The following is a 24581-nucleotide window of genomic DNA, read 5'->3' as shown; positions in this document are numbered from 1 at the left end:
ACGACAATGCGGTACCCGATCGTGATTCCATTGTTTTTTGCAGCCGGTATCGCAGAAGGACGAGGGTGCTGTGCAGCAGAAGCTCTTTCGGCCTGCAGTTTTCGAATACGATCATTCTGTCGCTGATCGAACATACTAATACTCCATTAACTCAATACAGCCGCAGATTGCACAACCGGTCAGATCAATTCAAGCGATGCAGCGCGAAAACAGTTGGCTTGCGTCAAAGAACGCCAACCGGGCAGCGGACTAAACCCCAACCGTCATCGACTCCGCCAGATTTCATGGCTGAGACAAGACGTTCGGAGAGAAACAAGAGTTCGGGAACTTTCGGATCGAGCCAGATGTCGGGACCACCCAGTGCTTCAGGAACAACGACCAGTTTGTGCTCCGACCCTTTTCTTGGGAGGAAAATCTGACCAACTAAGTTGTCCAAGGGCGCTGTCAGATCACCTTCGGGACCCAACGCCTCGTAGTTGCCCATCGACCGTTTGTTGCACACATTAACGATGTAATACGGCTCGTCCGTAGTTGCATGGCCCGCGGGAGCCTGCAATCTGATCGAGTGGAAATAGGTTTCACCCAGATCGAACTGTTCCAGAACCGTTTTGGCAGAGTCTGACAGCACCGGCAGACCGCCTCCGTTCATGAAACTTGGTGCCGGATTGCCGTCCTGTGAGCCATAGTACCAGACATCGCCGATTTCTTCTGCCGTCAGAACCTCGCCCTTAGGAACTTTGTTATAGGTCCGTTGGAGCAATTCACTGTATTTTTCACCGATTTCATTGGGCTGACCCGCGCGCCAGTGCCGTTCATATTCCCTCCGCGTCATAGGAGTGACACCGACTTTGTCGTTCCAGGTCGTCGAAATCCAGACATGAGAATCCCGGCGAGACGGGTTGTTTCCTGAATCCATGGCAAACGCCTAAACTAGTTTAAATCAATCGTGGGTTTTCGAACAATCTATACGCAGGAAGACTTTCGGGAAGTCTAAAAAAACACCGAAAATGACTTCTCGTTAAGGGAAAGTCGAAAGCCCGGGCACTGCCATGACACGCGCAGGGTAGTCGTCAATTTACGGGATCGGGCTCAGCCCCTCTTGTTCGCGCTGCGGCACTCACTGCGGCGTCACACAGGTTTGACCATACGCGATGGGGGTTTCAGTGCGATACCAGACCCGAGCGTATAGCCTTGTTGGTGCAGATCGAACGCAAAGGACATCAACATGATCAGAGCCGCCCTCATCACCGCAAGCCTGCTTTTCGTGGCCGCATGCGAAGGCCCAAGCGGTGGCAGCGCCGACAACCAGACACCCGAATTCGAAGAGCGCTTTCGCAATCAGGGCAGTTAATGCCGCAATACCGGGCTAAGTGGTCTTAGCCCGGTAACCTCAAATAAAAACTGATCTACTCTGGCGTGTACCGGCAGTATTCGCAATTCAGACGATATTGAACTTCTTTTCCTCGGGGTCGTAGCACTGCAACCCGCCCTCGCCGATATCGGTCCACAGACCGTGCAGGCTCAGTGATCCATCCTGAACAGCCGAAGCGATGAACGGGAACGTCATGAGGTTCTCTAGCGACGCAACGACCGCGTGGCGTTCGAATTGGCGCGCCTGATCAACGCTATCTTCAACATCGGCAACCAGATCGTATTTCGGCTTGAGGATATCCATCCAGCGCCCGACAAAGCTGTCCTTGGCTTCAAGCTGCGGGGCCTGTCCCTTGCACATATCGATGCAGCCCTGAACACCGCCACATTGCGAATGGCCCAGAACGATCAGATGCGCCACTTTCAGCGCGGTCACGGCGTATTCGATCGCAGCACTGGTGCCGTGGTGATCTCCGTCAGGGGCATAAGGGGGGACAAGATTGGCGATGTTGCGGTGAATGAAGAAGTCACCCTGATCCGCGCCAAACATCGACGTCACGTGCACACGACTGTCGCAACAGGAAATGACCATCGCGCGCGGGCGCTGTCCCTCGGTCGCGAGTCGCCTGTACCAGACCTGGTTCTCGGAATATGTCGTGGCTTTCCAGCCGTGATACCGTTTGACCAGATAGCTCGGCAGAGGTTTGGCGCAATCCATTCTTATGTCCTTAGTCTTTTCTATGCCGAGTGCTGTAACCCGAATTCGCCGAAAATTCGAGCAATTATCCCGCAACGCGGCAAGGTTTTGCAAAGGAATTGACAGTCTAAGTCAATCTATGCCGTGGGGGCATCAATAATTGGGGTGAATGTGGTGGAAAAGATAATTTCGCTTGAACACAAGGAATCCGTCCGATTGGACCCGGATCGTCTGAATGGATTGTATACGCAACTGGGCGATAAAAACGCGCTGGACGTCTTATGTCGCACTGTTGAAGAGCTGGCGGTGCGCCTGTCAAATTGCGAACGTTACTGGCGTCAACGCGACTGGGCAGGGCTGCGAAAATGCGCGCGGTCCCTGGTGGCAATTTCAGATCAGATCGGCATGACGGTTTTGGCAAGGGTTGCTGGTGACGTGGCCAACAACGTGGACGCCGGGGATGCCGTGGCAACCGGGGCGACCTTGTCGCGATTGATCCGGGTTGGTGAGAAATCGTTGACCGTAATCTGGGATCAGCAGGACCTTTCGGTCTGACGGGGCTTGCGGACGGATCGTGGGCAGATAGGCTGGGCGCAATTCGAACCAGCCGAGATCGCCATGACCCTGTCCTTTGCCCCCTCCTCTGACCCGTCGATACCGTTGCATGTCGTTGCGCAAACAGATCTGGACGATTGGTTGAATGACCAACCGGACTCTGTGGCCGCCTGGGTCAGCAGCAACGGATTTACGGGCGCGATTGGACAGGTGCTGCTGATACCGGATGCAAACGGGGCACCAGTATCCGCGCTGGCCGGGTACGGCAAAAGCGCTGGGCGTGCCCGCAAACGGTTTCCTTTAGCTGCCGCGGCCGAGGCTTTGCCCAAAGGCACATATGCCATCGCATCCGGGGTTCCGGATAACGTGCTTGAGACCGAATGCCTTGGCTGGTTGCTAACCGGATACTCGTTTGACCGTTACGCCAACCAGTCCCCGACTAAAGCGCGCCTTGTCGCACCGAAAGGTGTAGATGCGACCCGATTGGAGACCATTGCCAGCGCCGAGGCTTTGATTCGAGATTTGGTCAACACGCCCGCCTCGGACATGGGGCCAGACCAATTGCAGGCCGCGAGCGAGGCTCTGGCGCAAGAGTTTGGCGCCGCTTGCAACGTCATCGCGGGTGACGCCTTGTTGGACCAGAACTTTCCCATGATCCACACGGTTGGCCGCGCATCCGCGCAGGCGCCCCGTCTGATCGAGATGAACTGGGGCAAAAGCGGTCCAAAACTGACTCTGGTTGGTAAAGGTGTCTGCTTTGACACCGGCGGGCTGAATCTGAAGCCCGGTGCCTCGATGGGTTTGATGAAAAAGGATATGGGCGGCGCTGCAAATGTGCTGGGTTTGGCCCGAATGATCATGGCGCTGGGCTTGCCTGTGCAGTTACGGGTATTGATCCCGGCGGTTGAAAATTCCGTAGCCGGGAACGCCTTTCGGCCCGGCGATATCCTGACGTCACGCAAAGGTCTTACGGTTGAAATCAACAACACTGACGCCGAAGGTCGTCTTGTTCTGGCCGATGCGTTGACACTTGCAGATGAAGGAAACCCCGATCTCGTGATCTCGATGGCGACACTGACCGGGGCTGCGCGGGTTGCCGTCGGTACAGATTTGGCGCCGTTCTATACCGACAGTGACGACACCGCAGCCACCCTGAGCCGAGCCGCACAAACCGTTGCCGATCCAGTGTGGCGCATGCCTTTCCACGACCCGTATGAGGGTTTGATCGAACCCGGGATCGCTGATCTGGACAACGCACCAGCGGGCGGTTTTGCCGGGTCGATCACAGCCGCGCTGTTCCTGCGACGCTTTGTTGGTGACAGCCCGTATATGCATTTTGACATCTTCTCATGGCAGCGCAGCAAGGAACCGGGCCGCAGCAAAGGTGGGTTGGGGCAAGGTCCTCGGGCACTTCTGGCCGCTTTACCGGAAATTCTGAATCTATGACGCGGCAGCGCGTCATTCATCCGGTCGTCGACCTGATGCGCAGCCCCGATGGGCCGCGGGACAGGCAATTGCTGTATGGTGATAGTGTTGAGCGCTCCGAAGATCAGAACGGTTGGAGCAAGGTCAGATCAGCAAAAGACAATTACACAGGGTGGGTCAAATCCGATCAGTTGGGGCCCGACATTTCGGCAACCCACTGGATTACAGCCCCGGCAACTCATGCCTACGCACTGCCCGACATGAAAAGCCCGGACCGCCTGTCACTCAGCTTTGGCAGCAAGATCGCTGTTAGATCCGAGATTGGCGGGTTTCTGGAAACAGAACTTGGGTTCATCCCATCACAACACGCCAAACATGTCGGGGTGAACCTGACCGATCCCGTCGCTGTGGCCGAGCTGTTTTTGGGCACGCCCTATCTTTGGGGCGGCAACAGCCGCTTCGGGCTGGATTGTTCCGGTCTTGTTCAGGCCGGGATGCTGGCCTGCGGGTTGCCTTGTCCGGGCGACAGCGGTGATCAGGAACGCGAATTGGGACATGTGTTACCCAATGGAACATCGCCACAGCGCGGTGATCTGTTGTTTTGGAAAGGCCATGTGGCTTGGGTGTACGAAGAGAACATGCTGCTCCATGCGAACGCCTTCCATATGGACGTCACATTCGAGCCGCTGGATCAGGCAATCGCACGTATTCAGTCACAGGGCGACGGACCTGTCACAGCGCACAAAAGGCTCTAATCCAGGTCGACCGAGCGGATAAGCTTGCGTTCCAACACTCTAAGGACAGTACGCAGGTCGTGGCCGCGTTTCAGGATACGTCCATCCATACCAACCACGGAATACATCCCCTGCTTTTGCCGCAGACGCGGATGTTTCTCGACCCGGTAAATCGGATGTTCTGCCGTGCGCCGAAAGATAGAGAACACTGCCATCTCGCGCAGGTTGGAAATTCCATAGTCACGCCATTCACCCGCTGCGACCATTCGGCCATATACAGACAGGATATGTGACATCTCGTGCCGGTTAAACGCGACGGGCATTTGTGCCGAGTTTGCAGAGAACCGGCTGGGAGGCTGCATGTTCATACACCAAGCCTCGCCGGAAAACGTGTTTGAATCAAGCCCGCGCGCGACTCGATCCGGTATTTTTGAATCCCTTTAGCGTCGGCGTCCGACCTGTCGGCAGATCAGAATCACGGGTAGCAAACCCACCGCCAGAATGACCAAAGACGGTACGGCCGCACCTTCAAGCCGCTCGTCTGATGCAAGCCGATAAGCTTGAACTGCAAGGGTATCAAAGTTGAACGGCCGCATGATCAAGGTCGCGGGCAGCTCTTTCATCACGTCCACAAACACGATCAGCAACGCGGTCAACAAAGAGGGCGTCAGAATCGGCAAATGCACACGGCGCAGTGTCCCCAAAGGAGATTGGCCAAGTGACCGCGACGCTGCATCCATATTCGCGTGCACGGTGCTTTGCCCGCCCTCATAAGCGCTCAGCGCGGCGGCTAGGAAACGCACCATGTAAGCCGCAACCAACAACCAGATCGACCCTGTGACAAGGAGGCCGGTGGATATATCAAAGGTCTCGCGCATCCACGCATCCAGCGCATTGTCAAAGCTTGCGAACGGGACCATCAGGCCAACCGCGATCACGCCGCCGGGGACTGCGTAACCCAACCGCGCCAAATATCCGGTGCTCGATGACACTCGCCCGGGACGTAGCCTTTGGAAAAAGCCCACGCAAATAGCGGCCAGAACCGTGATAACCGCAGCCACACCCGCAAGGGTCAACGAATTTTGGATGAACCCGATATACCGGCGGGATAGCAGGTTCTGCTCTGACTCCATGCCCATGGACACCAGAATGAAAACCGGCAGGAGAAAACCCAATAGAACCGGGATGGCGCATAGGGTAAAGGCCGCGATCGCCTGCCATCCCTTTAGTGTCGCTGAAGGTAAAGTCGCGTGGCTTTTACCCGCCTGATAGTATTTGGCCTTGCCACGTTGCATCCGCTCGGCCACGGCCATGACCAGAGCAAAGCCCAAAAGACAAAGCGCCAGTTGCGCGGCTGCCGCGCGGTCCCCAATGGAAAACCAGCTGGTATAGATACCGGTGGCAAAGGTTTGCACCCCGAAATAGGCAACCGTGCCAAAGTCGGCCACGGTTTCCATGATGGCCAGCAAGACACCTCCGGCGATTGCGGGGCGGGCCATTGGCAAGGACACCCGCCAGAACGCGCCCCAAGGGCTGTTGCCCAGCGCACGCGCGGCCAAAAAGGCTGTGGCGCTTTGCTGTAGGAAAGCTGCCCGCGCCAGAAGATAAACATAAGGGTACAGGACGAGGATCAGCATCACCGCTGCCCCCTCGGTCGAACGAATCTCGGGGAACCAATAATCGCGTGGTCCCCATCCGGTCACATCCCTTAATGTGGTTTGGACGATACCGGGGTGATCCAAAATAAATGTGTAGGCATAGGCCAATACGTAGGCCGGAAACGCGAGGGGCAGCACCAGCGCGATCTCAAGAAACCGAACACCGGGAAAACGGGTCATGGTGACCAGCCATGCCGCACCGACCCCGACAGCGAAGGTGCCAGCCGCCACCAACACCACCAATACTGCCGTCGTCAGTGCGTAGCCGGGTAGTACCGTTGTCAAAAGATGCGAGATCGTGTCAGTGCCACCCGTAACCGCCGCCAACACAACAGCCACCATAGGCAAAAGGCAGGCCGCCGCCACCAGACACGCCACAGCACCCACCAGGCGTGTGCCCAATGCACCCCGGTTGCGCGTACCGTGTTCTGAGAATTCGATGTCGGCCATGATCCCGGCTTTTTACTGGCTAAGGCGCAGAGTTGATCTTTAATCGACCAAAACGCTCAGAAACACCAGTAGGAGGCTGAACAAATCTGCGGCACAAACTGCCGCAGATCCCATAGCGCCCTATTCGTAGACCCGCTGATCCTCGATCACCAAACCATCTTTGGGCAGCGATCCCGGTGCCACAACCTCGATCGCGCCTTTCAGTTTCAGCACCTCAACCACCGATTTGGCATAGGCCATGTCATCGCCGGTTGGGCTTTCGATCTGGACCGTCATGGTGTCCATCTCACCCTGACGCGCTGCGATGACGCGGGCTTTGACAATTTCATCATGCTTGTCAACCAACGCCGCCACCTGTTCGGGCCGCACAAACATCCCCTTGATTTTGGTGGTCTGATCCGCGCGCCCCATCCAACCCTTGATCCGTGCGTTGGTGCGCCCACACGGAGATGCTCCGGGCAGAATGGCCGACAAATCCCCGGTCGCAAAGCGGATCAACGGATAGTCCGGGTTCAAAGACGTCACTACCACTTCGCCAACTTCGCCTTCGGGAACAGGTGTGCCTGTTCCCGGCGTGACGATCTCGACAATCACATGCTCGTCTATGATCATGCCTTCGATTGCCGGGCTTTCGTAAGCAATATTGCCCAGATCAGCCGTCGCATAGCACTGCAAACAGGAAATACCGCGATCTGCATATTCCTGACGCAGCGATGGAAACAACGCCCCGCCGCCAACAACGGCTGTCGTGAAATGAAGCGCGACGCCCATCTCATCCGCCTTGTCCAGAATAACCTTCAGGTAGTCCGGCGTGCCTGCATAAGCAGTGCACCCAACATCGCGGGCGGCAGTGACCTGAAGCTCGGTCTGGCCGGTACCCGCAGGCAGGACGGCTGCGCCAACAGCGCGCGCGCCGCTTTCAAAGATCATGCCCGCTGGTGTCAGGTGATACCCAAAACAGTTCTGCACGATGTCGCCGGGGCCGACCCCCGCCGCGTGCAGGAACCGCCCCATGCGCCACCAATCGGGATCCGTACTGCCCGGTTCGTAAATCGGGCCCGGAGACTGAAAGACATGGTGGAAATGGCGCGCGGGTTTGACTGTGAAGCCACCAAATGGCGGTCGGGCTGCCTGCGCATTGGCCAGATCGGATTTGCGCAGTACAGGCAGCTTTGTCAGATCCTCTGCAGTTTTGACCGCACCAGTATCCGCATCCGCCAGATGGGTCTGAAACCCGGGCGCTGAAAGTGCGCGGCCCAACTGTTGCTGCAACGCCAGCGCCTGATCGGCGGCGCGTTTGTCGGCTGATCGGGTCTCGAGTGCATCGAAATAGGTCATCGACAGATCCTCCATCCGCTCACAGCCACCGTTTGCGGCGACGGTATGAACGTACATCGCGGAAGCTTTTGCGGCCCTCGTCAGACATGCCCAGATAGAATTCCTTCACATCCGGATTCTCGCGCAATTCGGCCGCAGGTCCGTCCATCACGACGCGACCGGATTCAAGAATATAACCGTAATGCGCAAATCTAAGCGCCACATTTGTGTTCTGTTCAGCTAGCAGGAAGGACACGCCCTCTTTCTCGTTCAGGTCCTTCACGATGCCGAAAATCTCTTCGACCAATTGCGGCGCCAAACCCATCGAGGGTTCGTCCAGCAAGATCGTTTCAGGTCGTGACATCAGCGCCCGACCCATCGCAACCATTTGTTGCTCACCTCCCGAGGTGTAGCCCGCCTGCGATTTGCGGCGTTCGGCCAGACGCGGGAAGTAGGAATACACAAGTTCAAGGTCTTGTTGAATCGCGGCCTTACCGTCCTTGCGCGTATAGGCCCCGGTCAACAGGTTTTCTTCGACCGTCAGATGTTCAAAACAATGGCGGCCTTCCATCACCTGAATAACGCCTTTTTCCACCAGATCGGCCGGGTCGCTTTCGTGGATGCTGGTTCCGCGATACTTGATCGAACCTTTCGTGACTTCTCCGCGTTCGGAATGCAGCAGGTTCGACACCGCCTTGAGGGTCGTCGTCTTGCCGGCCCCGTTGCCACCAAGCAGCGCGGTAATCCCCCCTTTGGGCACGGTCAGGCTTACGCCCTTCAGGACAAGGATCACGTGGTTATAGATCACCTCGATATTATTGACCTCAAGCAGGGTTTCCGCCTGCACTTCGGTGTTTTGAGCCGCATCCAGCATCAGCGCGTGTCCTCGTGCGAGTGTTGGGATCGGGACGGCGACAGGTCGCCGCCCCGGGTTTCAAAGCGTCCGTTCAGCAGCGACCGTCGATGTTGTTTTCCGCAGCAAAGGCCGAGGAATCTGCATCAATCAGCGGCTGGATCACGTCCTGATCCGACTGTTTGAAGTCCGAGATCAAAGACCATGTCTTCGCCGATGCATCCCACTGGGTCACACCAACCAGACCGTCACCACCGTGGTTACCGCACGAGACCGAGAAGGTCGGGCCGAAATTCGGCAGACCCAGTTCGGACATCAGCGCCTCGTCAATCACCAGCGCTTCCATCCCGTCGCGCATCATGACCGAGTCTATCTCGGCAACATCATGCATGGCTTGGGCTTTCTTGGCGGCTTCGGCCACCAGCATCGCCGCATAGAGACCCCGGTTGTACAGCACTGTGCCGTGCTGGTCGCCAGCGCCAGCCGACAGGTTCTTGTCATAGACATGCGCCTTGAGGTCGTCATAGATCGGGTAATCCGCGCCCACATTGTGGAAGGTCAGCGCCTTGTAGCCATTTGCGGCCTCGCCCGAGGGCAGCACGTCGTTCTCAGACCCGGACCACCAGACACCGATGAAGTTCTCCATCGGATACCGGATGTTCGCGGCCTCTTGCACGGCTACCTGGTTCATCACGCCCCAGCCCCACATCAGGACATAGTCAGGACGGTCGCGGCGGATTTGCAGCCATTGCGATTTCTGCTCCTGACCCGGGTGATCGACGGGCAGGGCCACAAGTTCGAATCCATGCTTTTCAGACAGCTCTTCAAGCGTACGGATCGGTTCCTTGCCATAGGCCGAGTTGTGATAGACAAGCGCGATCTTCTTGCCCGAGATATTGCCGTCATTGATATCCAGAATGTGGTTGATCGCACCGGATGCGCCATCCCAGTAGTTGGCAGGGAAGTTGAACACCCACTCAAAAACCGATCCGTTTTTGGCCGAGGTACGCCCCAGACCCGATGTCAGCATCGGGATCTTGTCGACCGCCAGTTTCGGGATCAGCTGATAGGTGATCCCGGTCGACAGCGGTTGGTAAACCAACGCGCCTTCTCCCTTGGTCGCCTCATAACATTCCACGCCTTTTTCGGTGTTATAGGCGGTTTCGCATTCCGGGACGCTGACGGTCACACCGCCAATGCCGCCATCGCGTTCATTCAGCAGCGTAAAGTAATCAGCATAGCCATCCGCAAACGGGATACCGCCTGCCGCATAGGGCCCGGTCCGATAGCTGAGCGATGGGAACACGAGGTCGGCCATGACCGGACCTGCCGCCATCACGGCGCCCAGCGCCAGAGTTGCCAGTTTCAATTTCATCGGGTGTCTCCTCCCTTGGTTAGTCCGATGTGTGTTTCGGGCTTGCCACCCGTTATCTGATTGGGCCTCCCCTTAGTGCGGGAACGGCCAGAGTCTGAGTTTCTCTTTGGCGACACGCCACAGCTGCGCCAATCCATGCGGTTCAAGGATCAAGAACATGATGATCATCAGACCGACGATCACGAGGTTCAGGTGGGCCACGATATCTGTCGGCCAGCCCAGCATGTCCGCACCAACAACTTTCAGGACCACCGGCAACAGAACAAGGAATGCCGCCCCCGCAAAGCATCCGAAAATAGAGCCTAATCCGCCGATAATGATCATGAACAGCACAAGGAACGATTTCTGGATACCAAAGACTTCGCCCACCTCGACCGCGCCAAGATAGACCGCAAAGAACAGTGCGCCCGAGACACCAACAAAGAAGGAGCTGACGGCAAAGGCAGTCAATTTAGCCTTCAACGGGTTCACCCCGATGATCTCGGCGGCGATATCCATGTCGCGGATCGCCATCCACTTGCGCCCGGTTGATCCACGCGTCAGGTTGCGCGCGATCACGGCGCTGAGCGTCAGGAAGATCAGACAGAACAGATAAGTCGCCCATGCCGGAGCATTGGGGCCAGTGATGATGATGCCAAACACATCCCGTTCCGGCGCGTTGATCTGCCCCGAAGCCGAATAGTTGTAGAACCACGGCACCCGATTAAACAGCCACACAAGGAAAAACTGCGCGGCCAACGTTGCCACCGCCAGATAAAACCCCTTGATCCGAAGGCTCGGCAGGCCGAACAAAACACCAACGATCGCCGTGATCCCACCGGCAAGTATGACATGGATGAACATGCTGACATCCGGGAACGCCGTCATAAGCTTATAGCAGGCATACGCCCCTACAGCCATGAACCCCCCAGTCCCCAACGAGACCTGCCCGCTGTAACCCACCAGAATATTCAACCCAATCGCCGCGATGGCGTAGATCAGAAAGGGCAGCAGCAGGGCATTGGCCCAGTAATCATTGATCAGGAACGGTATGATACCAAACGCGATCGCCAACACGCCGTAATAGCGGTACCGGTCGAACTTGATCGGGAAAGTTTGGCTGTCATCCGCGTATGAGACTTTGAAGTCTCCGGCCTCACGATAGAACATATCTTACTTTCCCCATTCTTCCTGCGCCCGGTTACGGGCAGCGGCGTCCAGTTGATTGGACCCTTTGGCGTATCCGCTCGCCTCGGACGCTCGGACCAGTTTCAGATAAGCCAGGATCCCCATCACCAGCCCCGCAAAGGCCAGGATTGCTGCGATTGTCACCTGACCTTCTGTCAGATCATCCGATGTCAGAGCGATGTATCCAAATGCCCAGAACCCGGCCCAGGCAATGACATTGGTGATCGCGATGAGTTTTTGCATCGCTACACCCTCTCGATAATCTTCTCGCCAAACAGACCTTGCGGCCGGAAGACAAGGAAAATTAGCGCCAGCACATAAGCGAACCAGTTTTCGGTTGCACCGCCGACCATCGGACCGATGGCGAACTCGAACAGTTTCTCACCCACGCCGATGATCAATCCGCCGACAATCGCCCCGGGGATCGAAGTAAACCCGCCCAGCATCAGGACTGGCAACGCCTTAAGCGCGATCAGCGACAATGAAAACTGAACGCCCGACTTGGTGCCCCACATGATGCCGGCGACCAACGCCACGAAACCAGCCACAGACCAGACCATGATCCAGATGAAGTTCAGCGAAATCCCCACCGAAAGCGCCGCCTGATGGTCGTCGGCCACAGCCCGCATCGCGCGGCCTTGCTTGGTGTATTGGCTGAACACCACCAGCGCCCCGACCAAGAGCGCCGCGATCACGGTCGCAACGATATCCAGATTGTCGATGAAGAAGCCGTAGCCAAATACGTTGAATGTGCTTTCATCAATCCAAAGGTTAATGCCCTGCGGCAGACCAACATCAAGCGTCTTGATCTCAGAGCCCCACATGAGGTCTGCGACGCCTTCCAGCAGATAAGCCAGGCCAATCGTTGCCATGAACAGGATGATGGGCTCTTGCCCAACCAGATGTCGCATGACAAAGCGCTGCACGGCCCAGGCCAGCAGGACCATAACGGCCATTGTCAGAATAATTGCCAACAGCGCGGGTATGTTCCAGCCAAAGTGGTGAACATGCGTTCCGAACGTGGCGTTGATCAGATGTGCAAAAGGCACCTGCCCGTTCATGATACCCACAAGGGTCATAGCCGCAAACAGCGCCATAACCCCTTGTGCATAATTGAAAATTCCGGACGCCTTGTAGATCAGCACAAAGCCCAGCGCGACCAGAGCGTAAAGGACCCCGGCCATCAGGCCATTCAGAATGACCTCCATCGCGAATATCAGCTGATCAGGCATGTCCGCCCCCTCTCACGTCTGTCAGATGCTCAGTCATGGCTCACCCCCAGATAGGCGTCGATGACTTCCTGATTGTTACGCACCTCATCGGGTGTGCCGTCGCCGATCTTGCGGCCGTAATCCATCACCACAACGCGGTCGCTCAGGTCCATCACCACGCCCATGTCATGCTCGATCAGCGCAATCGTGGTGCCGAACTCATCATTCACGTCCAGAACAAAGCGGCTCATGTCCTCTTTTTCTTCGACGTTCATTCCCGCCATCGGCTCGTCCAACAGCAGCAGCTTGGGTTCGGCCGCCAATGCGCGCGCCAGTTCGACCCGCTTTTTCAATCCGTAGGGCAGACGAGATACAGGCGTCTTGCGAATGTGCTGGATTTCCAGAAAGTCGATGATCTTTTCCACGGCTTCCCGGTTTTCCGTCTCTTCCGCCTCGGCCTTACCCTTCCACCAGGCCTGCTGGAAAATGTTCGTCTTCATAAACCCCAACCGCCCAGTCATGACGTTGTCCAAAACGCTCATGCCCTCGAACAAAGCGATGTTCTGAAACGTCCGCGCGATGCCCTGCTGCGCCACCTCAAAGGGCCGCATCGGCGGGCGCTTGGATCCGTGAAACCAGACCTCACCTTCCTGCGGGACATAAAACCCCGAGATCACGTTCAGCATCGAGGATTTCCCGGCCCCGTTCGGCCCGATAATGGCGCGGATTTCACCTTCTCGAATGTCGAACGAGATATCCTTGATCGCCACCACGCCGCCAAACCGCAGAGTGATGTTCTTCATCTCCATCACCACACCGCCGATCTTACGGCCGTCTTCGGTGATATATCCTTCGGAATTATCAAGCATCTTTCTGACCTTCCGGAAAATTCAGCAACTCAAACATCGCCGACCCATCTCACAAACACGTTCAAAAGCATAAAGATCACTGCACAAAGCACGATGTATTCGCCGAATCCTCTCTCGGGATATGCTAAACCGCACATTCCGCCAACGGCTGCACCAATGAATGCACTACAGAACAATGAAACAAAGTTCGAAAACCGTTCCGAGATGTAGAACGAGATACCAACGCCAACCATTATCGAAACTGCCACTATCAATGCTGGCAAAATGAAACTCATTCCGCAGCAACCTTGTGATGGGCGACCGGGAAAACCGGCGCATCCACGATCTCAAGCGTCGCGCTGATTGATCCTTTTCGGCCATCCTCATAAGTCACTTCAGTCGTGGTCGACACGCTGGACGACCCGTCATAAAGCGCTGCGATGATGTCGTCGAACTTGTCCTCGACGAAACCACGCCTGACCTTGCGCGTCCGGGTCATCTCGCCATCGTCAGCATCCAGTTCCTTGTGCAAAACAACGAACCGATGCACTTGGCAGCCAGACAGCATTTCATCGGCGGCGACAGACTTGTTGACCTCTTCAACATGCGACTTGATCGTCTCTAGCACGCGGGGATGCGCCGTAAGTTCCTGATAGGACCCGTATGCAACATTGTTCCGTTCTGCCCAGTTTCCTACGGCAGTCAGGTCAATATTGACGAAAGCCACACAGCGGTCCTTGCCGTTTCCGAACAGAACAACTTCCAGGATATCCGGGAAGAACTTCAGCTTGTTCTCAACGTATTTGGGCGCGAACATCGACCCGTCAGCCATCTTACCCACATCCTTGGCACGGTCGATGATCCGCAGATGGCCCGAATCTTCCTCGATGAACCCAGCATCACCAGTGGCGACCCACCCTTCGGCATCCTTGGTCGAGGCGGTCGAGTCCGGATTATTGTAATATTCAACAAATACACCCGGCGAGCGGTAGTGAATCTCACCCTTATCGTCGATCTTCAACTCGACATCCGGTGCGGGAACACCCACCGTATCCGCCCGCACTTCGCCATCGGGCTGCACGGTGATGAATACGGTCGCTTCGGTCTGGCCGTAAAGCTGTTTCAGGTTGATGCCCAAAGACCGATAGAAATCAAAAATCTCAGGCCCGATTGCCTCACCTGCCGTATACCCGACGCGGAACCGGCCATAACCCAGCGTGTCCTTGAGCGGGCCGTAGACCAGCATGTTGCCCAGCGCATATTTTAGCTTGTCGCCAAAGCCCACCGGCTTGCCGTCCAACAACTGACCACCAACCTTTTTGGCATGGTCCATGAAGTGACGGAACATGCGCTGCTTTAACTTGCCCGCGTCCTCCATCCGGATCATCACATTGGTCAGCTGCGTCTCAAACACCCGCGGCGGGGCGAAGAAATAAGTCGGCCCGATCTCGCGCAGGTCGGTCATCATCGTGCCGGCGCTTTCGGGGCAGTTCACGCAGAAGCCGCACCAATAAGCCTGACCGATGGAAAAGATGAAATCACCCACCCATGCCATCGGCAGATAGGACAGGATGTCTTCATTCCGGGTCAGATGATCGAACTCGGCCGAGTTCTTGGCGCTTTCGATGACATTGCGATTCGACAGCACTACGCCCTTGGGCTTGCCCGTCGTGCCCGAGGTATAGAGCATCACGCAGGTATCGTCATAGGTGATCGCGGCGATACGCTTGTCCAGTTCCGCATCAAACCGCGCATGGCCTGCGCTGCCCTCAGCCATAATGTCGTCCAGCGCGTTCATCTGGCTGTGGTCGTATTTCCGCATCCCGCGCTTGTCGGTATAAAGGATGTGTTTGACCTGATGCAGCCCCTGCTGAATCTCGATGACCTTGTCGACCTGTTCCTGATCCCCGCAAACAACGTATTTCGCGCCGCAATGTTCCAGAACATAGGCCATCTCTTCCGCTACCGAGTCCTGATACAGCGGCACCGGAACGGCCCCAACCATCTGTGCCGCGACCATCGACCAGTAATGGGCCGGGCGGTTGCGGCCTATGACGGCAATATGGTCGCCTTTCTCAACGCCAAGTTCCAGGAACCCCAGCGCAATGGACCGGATTTCCTTGGCCGTCTCGGCCCAGGACCAGCATTGCCAGATCCCGAATTCCTTTTCCCGATATGCCGGAGCGTCCCCGAACTGAGTGACATTGCGGTATAGCAGCGCCGGAAGAGAGGTCATCCCTTCTGCGCCCGACTGCGTCTGAGCCAATCTCTTTCTCCTCCCCATCCGGCCCCTCCCCGGGCCGGAAATGGCGGACTCGGACCAAGGCCCGAACGCCAATGCCCCATCAGGGACAGTGACACGATCAGCAGCAAGTTTTGCCTGATGTTTTCTCAATTCTTACGAATTGTAACAGGAGTTGAAGAGAGAGTTCCTAAAATTTGTCATGACAAATTGGCCGCGAAACAAAAATGTCTTTCAAAAGCCCAGCTTGTAGTGCCCCTAATCCGTTTCTCTCATCGACATGATTTTCATATCTTGTTCTTCTTTCTTTTTGGCCTCTTCGAACTGACTTAACTCAAACTCAAGATGTCGAGCCAAAGCGATCCTTCTCGATCCGATCAAGCCATGGACGCAAGCGATGGCAATAGCCAAGAGCGCCGCTAACAATACCCACACGACCGTTGGGCGTATCTGCAAAAATTCGGCTAAAGGTAAGAACGTAAGGTCACCAAACCAAAACAAGACGACCATCAATGCGGCAAAACCAGCAGAAAGGATAAGCGTAATCTCAGAACCGATATTGCGCCGCGCACGCTTTGCGATTCTGCTGCGTTCGGCCACAGTTATTTTGGAAAAATCAATCTTGGACATTCCAGAAAACCACCCCAATACGCCCTGTCTGTATTTGCCGCAAATCCGGCCCTAGGCTAACTTTATGCTCCGCATTTACAACCAATCCCGCAAAATCGGGATCAGCGGCACATCCGCCGCAGGCATCGGATAATTCCGCAGATCATTCGCCCGCACCCATTTCAACGCCTGACCTTCTTTTGACTGAGGGATGCCCTCCCACTTGCGGCAGGCGAACAGCGGCATCAGCAGGTGGAAATCGTCGTAGCTGTGGCTGGCGAAGGTCAGGGGGGCGAGGCAGGAGGCCCAGGTGTTGATGCCCAGTTCCTCGTGCAGTTCGCGGATCAGGGCGACCTCGGGGGTTTCGCCAGGCTCGACCTTGCCGCCCGGGAACTCCCACAGACCGGCCATGGATTTACCCTCCGGGCGTTGGGCCAAAAGGACCCGGCCCTCGATGTCGATCAGAGCAACAGCAGACACTAACACAGTCTTCACGAGCGATAATCCGCGTTAATCTCAATATAGCCGTGGGTCAGGTCGCAGGTCCAAACGGTGGATTTGCCCTCACCCAGCCCAATGTCGACAGCGATCACGAGGTTTTGGCCCTTCATGTAGGCGGCTGCGTCTTCCTCTTGGTAGTCCGGGCTGACCCAGCCTTTCTCGGCGACCAGAATGTCACCGAAAGAAATGCTCAACTTATCCCTGTCAGCGGCGGCACCGGATTTGCCGATGGCCATGACGACGCGACCCCAGTTCGGGTCCTCGCCTGCGATCGCCGTTTTTACGAGTGGTGAGTTGGCAATCGCCAGACCGTGCACCTTGGCGTCCGCGTCCGAGGCTGCCCCGGTCACACGAATTTCTACGAATTTCGTGGCGCCTTCACCGTCGCGCACAACCTGCTGCGCAAGGTCCAGCATCACCGTCTCAAGTGCCTGCGCGAAGGCTGTGTTGCCTGTCGCGTCAACACCGGACGCCCCGGTTGCACAAAGCAGCAAGCTATCAGAGGTCGATGTGTCGCTGTCGACCGTAATACAGTTGAAGGTGCGATCTGTCTGCGCGCCCAACATGGCCTGCAGTGCGGTTTGGTCGACTTGCGCGTCGGTAAAGATATAGACCAGCATCGTCGCCATATCCGGCGCAATCATCCCCGAACCTTTGGCAATCCCCGCAATAGAGACTGTTTTGCCATCAATCTCGACCTGCGCCGACGCCCCTTTCGGGAAGGTGTCGGTGGTCATGATCGCACGCGCCGCGTCTTCGATTCCGTGGCGACTCAGGCCTGCCTTCAAGGCCTCAAGCTGGGAAAGAATGCGATCATGCGGCAGTGGTTCACCAATCACGCCCGTCGAAGAGGTGAAGACCCGCTGGACCGGAACACCCGTGGCCTTGGAAACAGCTTGGGTCACCTCGGACACCGAAGTTTGCCCGTAATGCCCGGTAAAAGCGTTGGCATTTCCCGAGTTCACCAAAATCGCCGCCGGACCTGTGTTGTCCCCACCGATCTTGTCCTGACAATCCAACACTGGTGCGGCGCGTGTGGCAGAGCGTGTGAACACCCCCGCAACCGAACTGCCGGGGTCCAATACCGCCAGCATAACATCCGTGCGCCCCTGATAGCGGACACCGGCCTCGACGGTGGCAAATCGCACACCGTCAATCGCAGGCAAATCTGGAAATGCCGCAGGAGCCAGCGGCGAGACCTTGGTAATCGTTGCCACGGGGGGTTACTCCTGAATCAGATCCAGCTGCCGTACGATGCCCGGCGTCAGACCTTCGATCTCGGGGCGCTCGATCTGTGCGGCCTGTGTCAGTTCGTCAATACGGGCCTGGATCGCTTCGTTTTGCAGATTTTGCGACAGTTCATCCCGTACGGCAGCCAAATCAGGCGCTTCGGTTTTGCGCGTGTCGTTCAGAATGATCACGTGCCAGCCGAATTGAGTCTGAACCGGATCGGATACCTGCTCTTTTTCCAGCGCGACAACTGCATTTTCGAACTCTGGCACCATCCGACCTTTGCCGAACCAGCCCAGCGCACCGCCGTTGGGACCCGAGGGGCCGGTGGATTTCTCTTGCGCCAACTCAGCGAAATCGGCGCCACCGTCCAACTGAGATTTGATTTCTTTAGCCTCATCTTCGGTTTCAACCAGGATGTGGCTTGCGTTAAATTCATCCTCGCCCTCGTAATCAGCATACTGGGCGTCATAAGCGGCCTGAATGGCTTCGTCGGTTACAACATCACCCACCAGCGCATTCACGGTTTGCACAGCCAAAAGCGATCGCGTCTCGTTCGACAGGGCAAGGGCATTCAGCTTGGTCAACGCGTCCTGCTGTTGACCCAGTAGCTGCTGCTGGATCAACTGCTCGATAATAAAGTCGAACAAAACGTCGTCTTCGATCTGCTGATAATTCGCAGGCAACGTCGCCACGGTGGCGATAACGTGACCCAAAGTGATCTCATCCCCGTTCACACGCGCGATCACGGTGTCGGCATCGGGCTGGGTTTCGGCGGCCAGTGGCAGGGCCATCACGGCAGCAAGCGCCAGAGATGGCAGAAAAGTGAGGCCTTTGGGCATGGAATCATCCTATTTTCTTGCCGCGACAGGGCGCAGCGTTGACACTTCAGAACCTGCCGCTTACATCGCTTTGAAGCCTTGGACAGGGCCGCCTTTCACCCCCCGTATCTATGGGTTGCGCGCAAGGTGGGCAAGCCTGTCGCAACCAAGACAAGAACAGATCCGCTGGAGTGAACATGCTGGGACTCGGAACGCTCGCCAAAAAGGTGTTCGGAACACCGAACGACCGCAAGATCAAGGCGACCCGCCCCCTGATCGAAAAGATCAACGCGCTGGAGCCCGAGTTCGAGAAATTGTCCGATGACGGTCTGATCGAAAAAACCGCCGAGCTGCGCAAACGTGCACTTGATGGCGAAAGCCTAGATGATCTTCTGCCAGAAGCCTTCGCCAACGTGCGCGAAGGCGCGAAACGGGCACTGGGTCTGCGCGCCTTTGACGTGCAGCTGATGGGCGGCGCATTCCTGCATCAGGGCAACATCTCGGAAATGAAGACCGGTGAAGGCAAGACGCTGGTCGCCACCTTCCCCGCCTACCTGAATGCGCTGACCGGCAAAGGTGTACACGTGGTCACCGTGAACGAATACCTTGCCAAACGTGACGCGGAATGGATGGGCAAAGTCTTCGGTGCCCTTGGGATGACCACAGGTGTGATCTGGTCGGGTCAGCCGGATGCCGAAAAGAAAGCCGCTTATTCCTGTGACATTACCTATGCCACAAATAACGAACTGGGCTTCGATTATCTGCGCGACAACATGAAAGCCGACCTGGCTGAGATTTATCAGATGCACCACAATTTCGCGATTGTGGACGAGGTCGACTCGATCCTGATCGACGAAGCGCGGACGCCGCTTATCATTTCGGGCCCGTCTGAGGACCGGTCGGATCTTTACACCTCGATCGACGGGCTGATCCCGTCCTTGCAGGAAGATCACTTCACACTGGATGAAAAGTCGCGCAACGTGACCTTCACCGATGAAGGCAATGAATTTCTGGAGCAACAGCTGCTGGCGGCCGGGCTCATTCCTGAAGGTCATTCGCTGTACGATCCCGAAAGCACAACAGTGGTTCATCACGTGAATCAGGGCCTGCGCGCGCACAAGCTGTTCCAGCGCGACAAGGACTACATCGTTCGGGACGGGAACGTGGTGCTGATTGACGAATTCACCGGTCGTATGATGCCGGGACGCCGACTGTCAGAGGGTCTGCACCAGGCAATCGAAGCCAAGGAAGGCGTGCCGATCCAACCTGAAAACGTCACACTGGCCAGTGTGACATTCCAGAATTACTTTCGCCTGTATGACAAGCTGGGCGGCATGACAGGTACCGCGCTGACCGAAGCTGAGGAATTTCAGGAAATCTACGGCCTTGGCGTTGTCGAAGTACCAACCAACAAGCCTATCGCACGCGCGGACGAGGATGATCAGGTCTACCGCACCGCTGGTGAGAAATACGGCGCAATGATCGAAGAGACGAAACAGGCGCAGGAAAAGGGTCAACCGGTCCTTCTGGGCACCACGTCCATCGAAAAATCCGAACTGCTGAGCCAACTGCTGCAAAAAGAGGGGATCGAACATAACGTTCTGAACGCCCGCCAACACGAGCAAGAGGCGCAGATCGTTGCCGATGCAGGCCGCCTGGGTGCGGTGACCATCGCCACCAACATGGCTGGCCGTGGTACCGACATCCAACTGGGCGGCAATGTCGAGATGAAGGTCCTCAAGGCGCTGGCCGAAAACCCTGAGGCCGACCCGGCCGAGCTACGCGCAGCAGAAGAGGCGAACCACGCCGAAGAGAAAGAAAAGGTGTTGGCTGCCGGCGGTCTCTATGTGATGGCGTCGGAACGCCACGAAAGCCGCCGCATCGACAACCAGTTGCGCGGTCGTTCGGGTCGTCAGGGTGACCCGGGCCGTACCGTATTCTACCTGAGCCTCGAAGACGACCTGATGCGTATCTTCGGCTCGGAACGGCTGGACAAGGTTCTGACCACTCTGGGTATGAAAGAGGGCGAGGCCATCGTTCACCCTTGGGTCAACAAGTCGCTGGAACGCGCGCAATCCAAGGTCGAAGGCCGCAACTTTGACATGCGCAAAAACGTTCTGAAGTTTGATGACGTGATGAATGACCAGCGTAAGGTGGTATTCAGCCAGCGACGCGAAATCATGTCCTCGGACGATCTGTCCGAGATCGTGTCGGACATGCGTGAACAGGTCATCGACGATCTGATTGACGAATACATGCCGCCGAAATCCTACGCCGACCAGTGGGACACGGATGGTCTGCACGAGGCCGTCAAAGACAAGCTGACCATCGACGCCCCTGTGCAGGACTGGGCAGCAGAAGAAGGCGTGGACGACGAACAGGTGCGCGAGCGTCTGGTCAAAGCCGCCGATGAGATGATGGCGCAAAAGGCTGCCGCATTCGGCCCCGAAAACATGCGCAACATCGAAAAGCAGGTCTTGCTGAACACAATCGACAGCAAGTGGCGTGAACACCTGCTGACGCTGGAACACCTGCGGTCGGTCGTCGGTTTCCGTGGATATGCCCAGCGCGATCCATTGAACGAATATAAGAACGAAAGCTTCCAGCTTTTCGAAACCATGCTGGATACCTTGCGTGAAACTGTCACCCAGCAACTGTCACGCGTTCGCCCGCTGACCGAAGAGGAACAGCGCGAGATGCTTGCGCAAATGCAGGCGCAACAGGCTCAGGCGCAAAAAGCAGTCGACCAGGCGGCCGGTCAGGCAGAAGCGGTGGCTGAAGCCGAAGCATCGGGTGATCCGCGTCCCGGCTTTGTTGAGGATGATCCAGAGACCTGGGGCAACCCTTCCCGCAACGACAGATGCCCTTGTGGTTCAGGTAAAAAGTTCAAGCATTGCCACGGCAGACTGACCTGACATAACCCCAATTCAGACACAATGAGTCCGCTACACGGCCACATATTGGCCGTGTTTCGGCGTAAACATCCGACTCGCTCCTTCAACTGGGGAGGGTGTTTTGTTTGTAATCAAGAACTACGTGACCACGGGGGGCACTGTCGCTTGCGCCCTGGCAATTGGTTACCTCATGCAGAATGGAACGCCTGCGCAGCCGGACGGCACGCAGGTGGCTTCGAATGCGGCTGCTTATCAGGCGTCCGGCATCAATGGGCTCGACAGTATCGTTTTGACCTCCTCGGCTTCGAGTATTGATGCAAGCGTGGAAACCCAAAGACGTGTTGTGCAAGCAGGCCAGCCAGCCCCCTCTGGTTCGTCAAACTGTGCCATCAGTGCCCGCGCGATAGCCGCTCCTGGTGCCGCGGCACATCTGACCATCAAAGCCCCCTGCCACGGCAATGAGCGGATCGAAGTACATCACAGCGGACTGACCGTGACTCAGACCACAGATGAAGATGGCGCACTGGATCTGACGATACCTGCATTGACAGAATACGCGATCTTTCTGATCTCGGTTGATGATCAGACCGGAACAGTCGCAACCACCCACATCCCCGAAATCGCCTACTACGACCGGGTTGTTCTGCAATGGAAGGGTGACACCGACTTGCAGATCCACGCGTTGGAGTTCGGGGCCAGCTATGGTGGAAAGGGCCACGTATCCGCGGACCCCGAAACGCAAGGCATTGGAACCGTAGTGCACCTGGGCCAGGCGGGACTGGACGACGCCCAAAACATTCAGGTCTATTCCTACCCTGCGGCTCAGTCGGCGCAATCAGGCTCGATCGCTTTGTCGGTCGAAGCAGAAGTAACCGGAATCAACTGTGGTCAGGAACTGAACCTGCAATCCATGGAACTGCGTGGCGACCTGCCTTTGCGCTCACGCGATTTGTCGCTGACATTGCCGGATTGCACGCAGTCCGGTCAGTTTCTGGTGTTGAATAATCTGCTCGAAGACCTGACAATCGCGGCAAACTAAAACCAAGGCAGGCTCGGGCTTCTAATGATCAATTTGCGTGTAGCGGCAGCTGCACTTTTTTGGGCGGCATGCGCGTGTCACGCATCCGCGCAAGACATCACACTCACCTCGCATGACGGCGAGGTCGAAGTGGTGGGTAACCTTCTGAGCTTTGACGGTGAATTCTATCGTCTGGAAACCCGGTTTGGTGAACTCACAGTCGACGGGTCCGGGGTGACCTGTTCTGGTCTCGCTTGCCCCAGCCTGACGGACTTTGTTGCCGAAATTCATTTTTCCGGCTCGTCCGCGATGGCCGAAAAAGTACTCCCTGCATTGATAGTAGGCTTTGCGCGGCAAGAGGGGTTGTCCGCCAAACCCAACCGCGAAACACCTGACAGATTTTTCTATGAGCTGAAGAAGCCGGACCGTGCGGCGCCGTTGGCGCGCTTTTATTTCTACCCGGGCACAACAGGGCAAGGATTCGCAGATTTCATTGCAAACGACGCGGACATTGTTATGGCCTTGCGCGAAGTTCGCCCCAGCGAACAGGACGCCGCCCAATCTGCTGGCTTGGGCGATCTGGTCGGGTCGCGTCGGTCCCGCGTGATCGCGTTGGACGCACTGGTTCCGATCGTCGCGCCGGATAACCCGCTGGCTCAGATTTCGCCGTCCGATCTTGTCGCTGTCCTTGCAGGAGACATTACGAACTGGTCCGATCTTGGCGGGCCCGATGCTCCCCTCTCTGTGCATTTACCGGACGAGGGTTCGGGCCTTGCGCAGGGGGTCGAAGATCAGTTGCTTGGCCCTGCAGGCGCGGCACTGTCTGACGGTGTGATCCGGCATGATCGCAGCTCGGTCTTGGTGCGCACGGTGGCGGATGACCCGTTCGCGCTTGGCATCGTCAGCCAGGCCGAAGCTGGTGCAGCACGGCCTTTGTCCCTGACCGGAGGCTGTGGACATGCGCTAGGGGCGACGCGGCAATCCATCAAAACCGAAGACTACCCTCTGACTTCGCCCATGTTCTTGTACCTGCCCAATCGCCGCCTACCCAGAATTGCCCGCCAGTTTCTGGCTTATACCCAAAGCGCGCCGGCACAGCTGGCAATTCGCGACGCCGGTTTTGTCGATCAAGCGCCCGAGTTAATGCCGATCGGACTGCAAGGAAACCGGCTGGCAAATGCGGTTGCATCAGGTGGGGCTGAGGTCGGGCTGGACGAATTGCAGCGCATGATCGAAACGCTTCGGCACAAATCCCGGCTGTCTTTGTCCTTCCGGTTCGAAGCTGGATCATCCCGACCCGATGCCCAATCGCGATCCAACATAAGGCAGCTCGCGCAGTTACTGGAATCCGGGGAATTCAATACGCGCAACCTTGTTTTTGTCGGCTTTAGTGACGGGGATGGTCCAGCTGGGGCAAATGCCAGAATTGCACTCCTGCGCGCGAAAACGGTGCGCAATGCCGTGCTGGCCGCGATCGAGACATCCCTGCCCGACAGCGTCGAGCTGAGTGTGGACGGCTTTGGTGAGGCTATGCCAATGGCTTGCGATGACACCGAATGGGGCCGCAAGGTCAATCGCCGTGTCGAAGTCTGGATTGAATAAGGT

At 56.8% G+C, this 24581-nt stretch carries 24 protein-coding genes; 7 read left to right on the top strand and 17 right to left on the bottom strand.

Annotation, left to right across the window (positions count from 1 at the left end; genetic code table 11):
• Positions 1–223 precede the first annotated feature (223 nt).
• Positions 224–916 (bottom strand): imm11 family protein, encoded by a 693-nt coding sequence (locus tag ACR0BD_RS00860; RefSeq protein WP_480828374.1) that lies wholly within the window; start codon positions 914–916, stop codon positions 224–226.
• Positions 917–1225: 309 nt separating this feature from the next.
• Here ACR0BD_RS00860 and ACR0BD_RS00855 point away from each other — a divergent pair, with 309 nt between their 5' ends.
• Positions 1226–1351: a hypothetical protein gene (locus ACR0BD_RS00855; protein ID WP_480699255.1), complete on the top strand. Its 126-nt coding sequence runs from the start codon at positions 1226–1228 to the stop codon at positions 1349–1351.
• Positions 1352–1438: 87 nt separating this feature from the next.
• On the opposite strand, the gene ACR0BD_RS00850 is transcribed toward ACR0BD_RS00855, so the two are convergent.
• A complete protein-coding gene (locus ACR0BD_RS00850; protein ID WP_480699257.1) occupies positions 1439–2089 on the bottom strand; it encodes a carbonic anhydrase in 651 nt (216 codons plus the stop codon).
• Positions 2090–2233: 144 nt separating this feature from the next.
• Here ACR0BD_RS00850 and ACR0BD_RS00845 point away from each other — a divergent pair, with 144 nt between their 5' ends.
• The 3 genes from ACR0BD_RS00845 (at position 2234) to ACR0BD_RS00835 (ending at position 4803) form a co-directional block, all read left to right on the top strand.
• Positions 2234–2623: a hypothetical protein gene (locus tag ACR0BD_RS00845; protein ID WP_480828811.1), complete on the top strand. Its 390-nt coding sequence runs from the start codon at positions 2234–2236 to the stop codon at positions 2621–2623.
• 63 nt (positions 2624–2686) lie between these two features.
• Positions 2687–4069, top strand: a complete 1383-nt coding sequence (locus ACR0BD_RS00840; RefSeq protein WP_480828373.1) for a leucyl aminopeptidase family protein — start codon at positions 2687–2689, stop codon at positions 4067–4069.
• The gene (locus ACR0BD_RS00835; protein ID WP_480828372.1) at positions 4066–4803 is read left to right on the top strand and encodes a C40 family peptidase; all 738 of its coding nucleotides are present in this window, start codon (positions 4066–4068) and stop codon (positions 4801–4803) included. The genes ACR0BD_RS00840 and ACR0BD_RS00835 overlap by 4 nt, the downstream gene beginning before the upstream one ends.
• Here the strand turns inward: ACR0BD_RS00835 and ACR0BD_RS00830 are convergent.
• From ACR0BD_RS00830 to ACR0BD_RS00760, 15 genes are all read right to left on the bottom strand, one after another.
• Positions 4800–5150, bottom strand: coding sequence for a DUF2794 domain-containing protein (locus tag ACR0BD_RS00830; protein WP_480699262.1), 351 nt, complete (start codon positions 5148–5150; stop codon positions 4800–4802). The genes ACR0BD_RS00835 and ACR0BD_RS00830 overlap by 4 nt on opposite strands.
• Positions 5151–5222: 72 nt before the next feature.
• Positions 5223–6890, bottom strand: coding sequence for an ABC transporter permease (locus ACR0BD_RS00825; protein ID WP_480828371.1), 1668 nt, complete (start codon positions 6888–6890; stop codon positions 5223–5225).
• 120 nt (positions 6891–7010) lie between these two features.
• A complete protein-coding gene (locus tag ACR0BD_RS00820; protein ID WP_480828810.1) occupies positions 7011–8228 on the bottom strand; it encodes a phenylacetate--CoA ligase family protein in 1218 nt (405 codons plus the stop codon).
• A 19-nt stretch (positions 8229–8247) separates the two neighbouring features.
• On the bottom strand, positions 8248–9081 hold the full coding sequence (locus ACR0BD_RS00815; RefSeq protein WP_480828370.1) for an ABC transporter ATP-binding protein: 834 nt from the start codon (positions 9079–9081) through the stop codon (positions 8248–8250).
• Between the two features lie 73 nt (positions 9082–9154).
• Positions 9155–10435, bottom strand: coding sequence for an ABC transporter substrate-binding protein (locus tag ACR0BD_RS00810; RefSeq protein ID WP_480699268.1), 1281 nt, complete (start codon positions 10433–10435; stop codon positions 9155–9157).
• Between the two features lie 72 nt (positions 10436–10507).
• Positions 10508–11584 (bottom strand): branched-chain amino acid ABC transporter permease, encoded by a 1077-nt coding sequence (locus ACR0BD_RS00805; protein WP_480699270.1) that lies wholly within the window; start codon positions 11582–11584, stop codon positions 10508–10510.
• Between the two features lie 3 nt (positions 11585–11587).
• A complete protein-coding gene (locus ACR0BD_RS00800; protein ID WP_480699272.1) occupies positions 11588–11845 on the bottom strand; it encodes a hypothetical protein in 258 nt (85 codons plus the stop codon).
• Between the two features lie 2 nt (positions 11846–11847).
• A complete protein-coding gene (locus ACR0BD_RS00795; protein WP_480828369.1) occupies positions 11848–12834 on the bottom strand; it encodes a branched-chain amino acid ABC transporter permease in 987 nt (328 codons plus the stop codon).
• A gap of 29 nt (positions 12835–12863) precedes the next feature.
• The gene (locus ACR0BD_RS00790; RefSeq protein ID WP_480699276.1) at positions 12864–13682 is read right to left on the bottom strand and encodes an ABC transporter ATP-binding protein; all 819 of its coding nucleotides are present in this window, start codon (positions 13680–13682) and stop codon (positions 12864–12866) included.
• A gap of 29 nt (positions 13683–13711) precedes the next feature.
• Entirely contained in the window at positions 13712–13930 is a 219-nt protein-coding gene (locus tag ACR0BD_RS00785) for a hypothetical protein (protein ID WP_480828368.1), read from the bottom strand.
• A gap of 23 nt (positions 13931–13953) precedes the next feature.
• Complete coding sequence (locus ACR0BD_RS00780) at positions 13954–15897, bottom strand: AMP-binding protein (RefSeq protein ID WP_480828808.1); 1944 nt, start codon at positions 15895–15897, stop codon at positions 13954–13956.
• Between the two features lie 264 nt (positions 15898–16161).
• The gene (locus ACR0BD_RS00775) at positions 16162–16533 is read right to left on the bottom strand and encodes a hypothetical protein (RefSeq protein WP_480828367.1); all 372 of its coding nucleotides are present in this window, start codon (positions 16531–16533) and stop codon (positions 16162–16164) included.
• Between the two features lie 75 nt (positions 16534–16608).
• Complete coding sequence (gene mutT / locus ACR0BD_RS00770) at positions 16609–17007, bottom strand: 8-oxo-dGTP diphosphatase MutT (protein WP_480828366.1); 399 nt, start codon at positions 17005–17007, stop codon at positions 16609–16611.
• Positions 17004–18230 (bottom strand): bifunctional glutamate N-acetyltransferase/amino-acid acetyltransferase ArgJ, encoded by a 1227-nt coding sequence (gene argJ / locus ACR0BD_RS00765; protein WP_480828365.1) that lies wholly within the window; start codon positions 18228–18230, stop codon positions 17004–17006. The genes mutT and argJ overlap by 4 nt, the downstream gene beginning before the upstream one ends.
• 6 nt (positions 18231–18236) lie before the next feature.
• Positions 18237–19085, bottom strand: coding sequence for a peptidylprolyl isomerase (locus tag ACR0BD_RS00760; protein ID WP_480828364.1), 849 nt, complete (start codon positions 19083–19085; stop codon positions 18237–18239).
• Positions 19086–19261: 176 nt separating this feature from the next.
• On the opposite strand from ACR0BD_RS00760, the gene secA reads away from it, so the two are divergent.
• From secA to ACR0BD_RS00745, 3 genes are all read left to right on the top strand, one after another.
• Positions 19262–21979, top strand: a complete 2718-nt coding sequence (secA, locus tag ACR0BD_RS00755; RefSeq protein WP_480828363.1) for a preprotein translocase subunit SecA — start codon at positions 19262–19264, stop codon at positions 21977–21979.
• A gap of 100 nt (positions 21980–22079) precedes the next feature.
• A complete protein-coding gene (locus ACR0BD_RS00750) occupies positions 22080–22997 on the top strand; it encodes a hypothetical protein (RefSeq protein WP_480828362.1) in 918 nt (305 codons plus the stop codon).
• A 24-nt stretch (positions 22998–23021) separates the two neighbouring features.
• Complete coding sequence (locus ACR0BD_RS00745; protein ID WP_480828361.1) at positions 23022–24578, top strand: phosphate ABC transporter substrate-binding/OmpA family protein; 1557 nt, start codon at positions 23022–23024, stop codon at positions 24576–24578.
• Positions 24579–24581 lie beyond the last annotated feature (3 nt).

It is taken from the genome of Ruegeria sp. G5 (genome assembly GCF_056533365.1).
The sequence above is the reverse complement of the archived record's forward strand: the minus strand, read 5'-3'. Positions and strand labels throughout refer to the sequence as shown.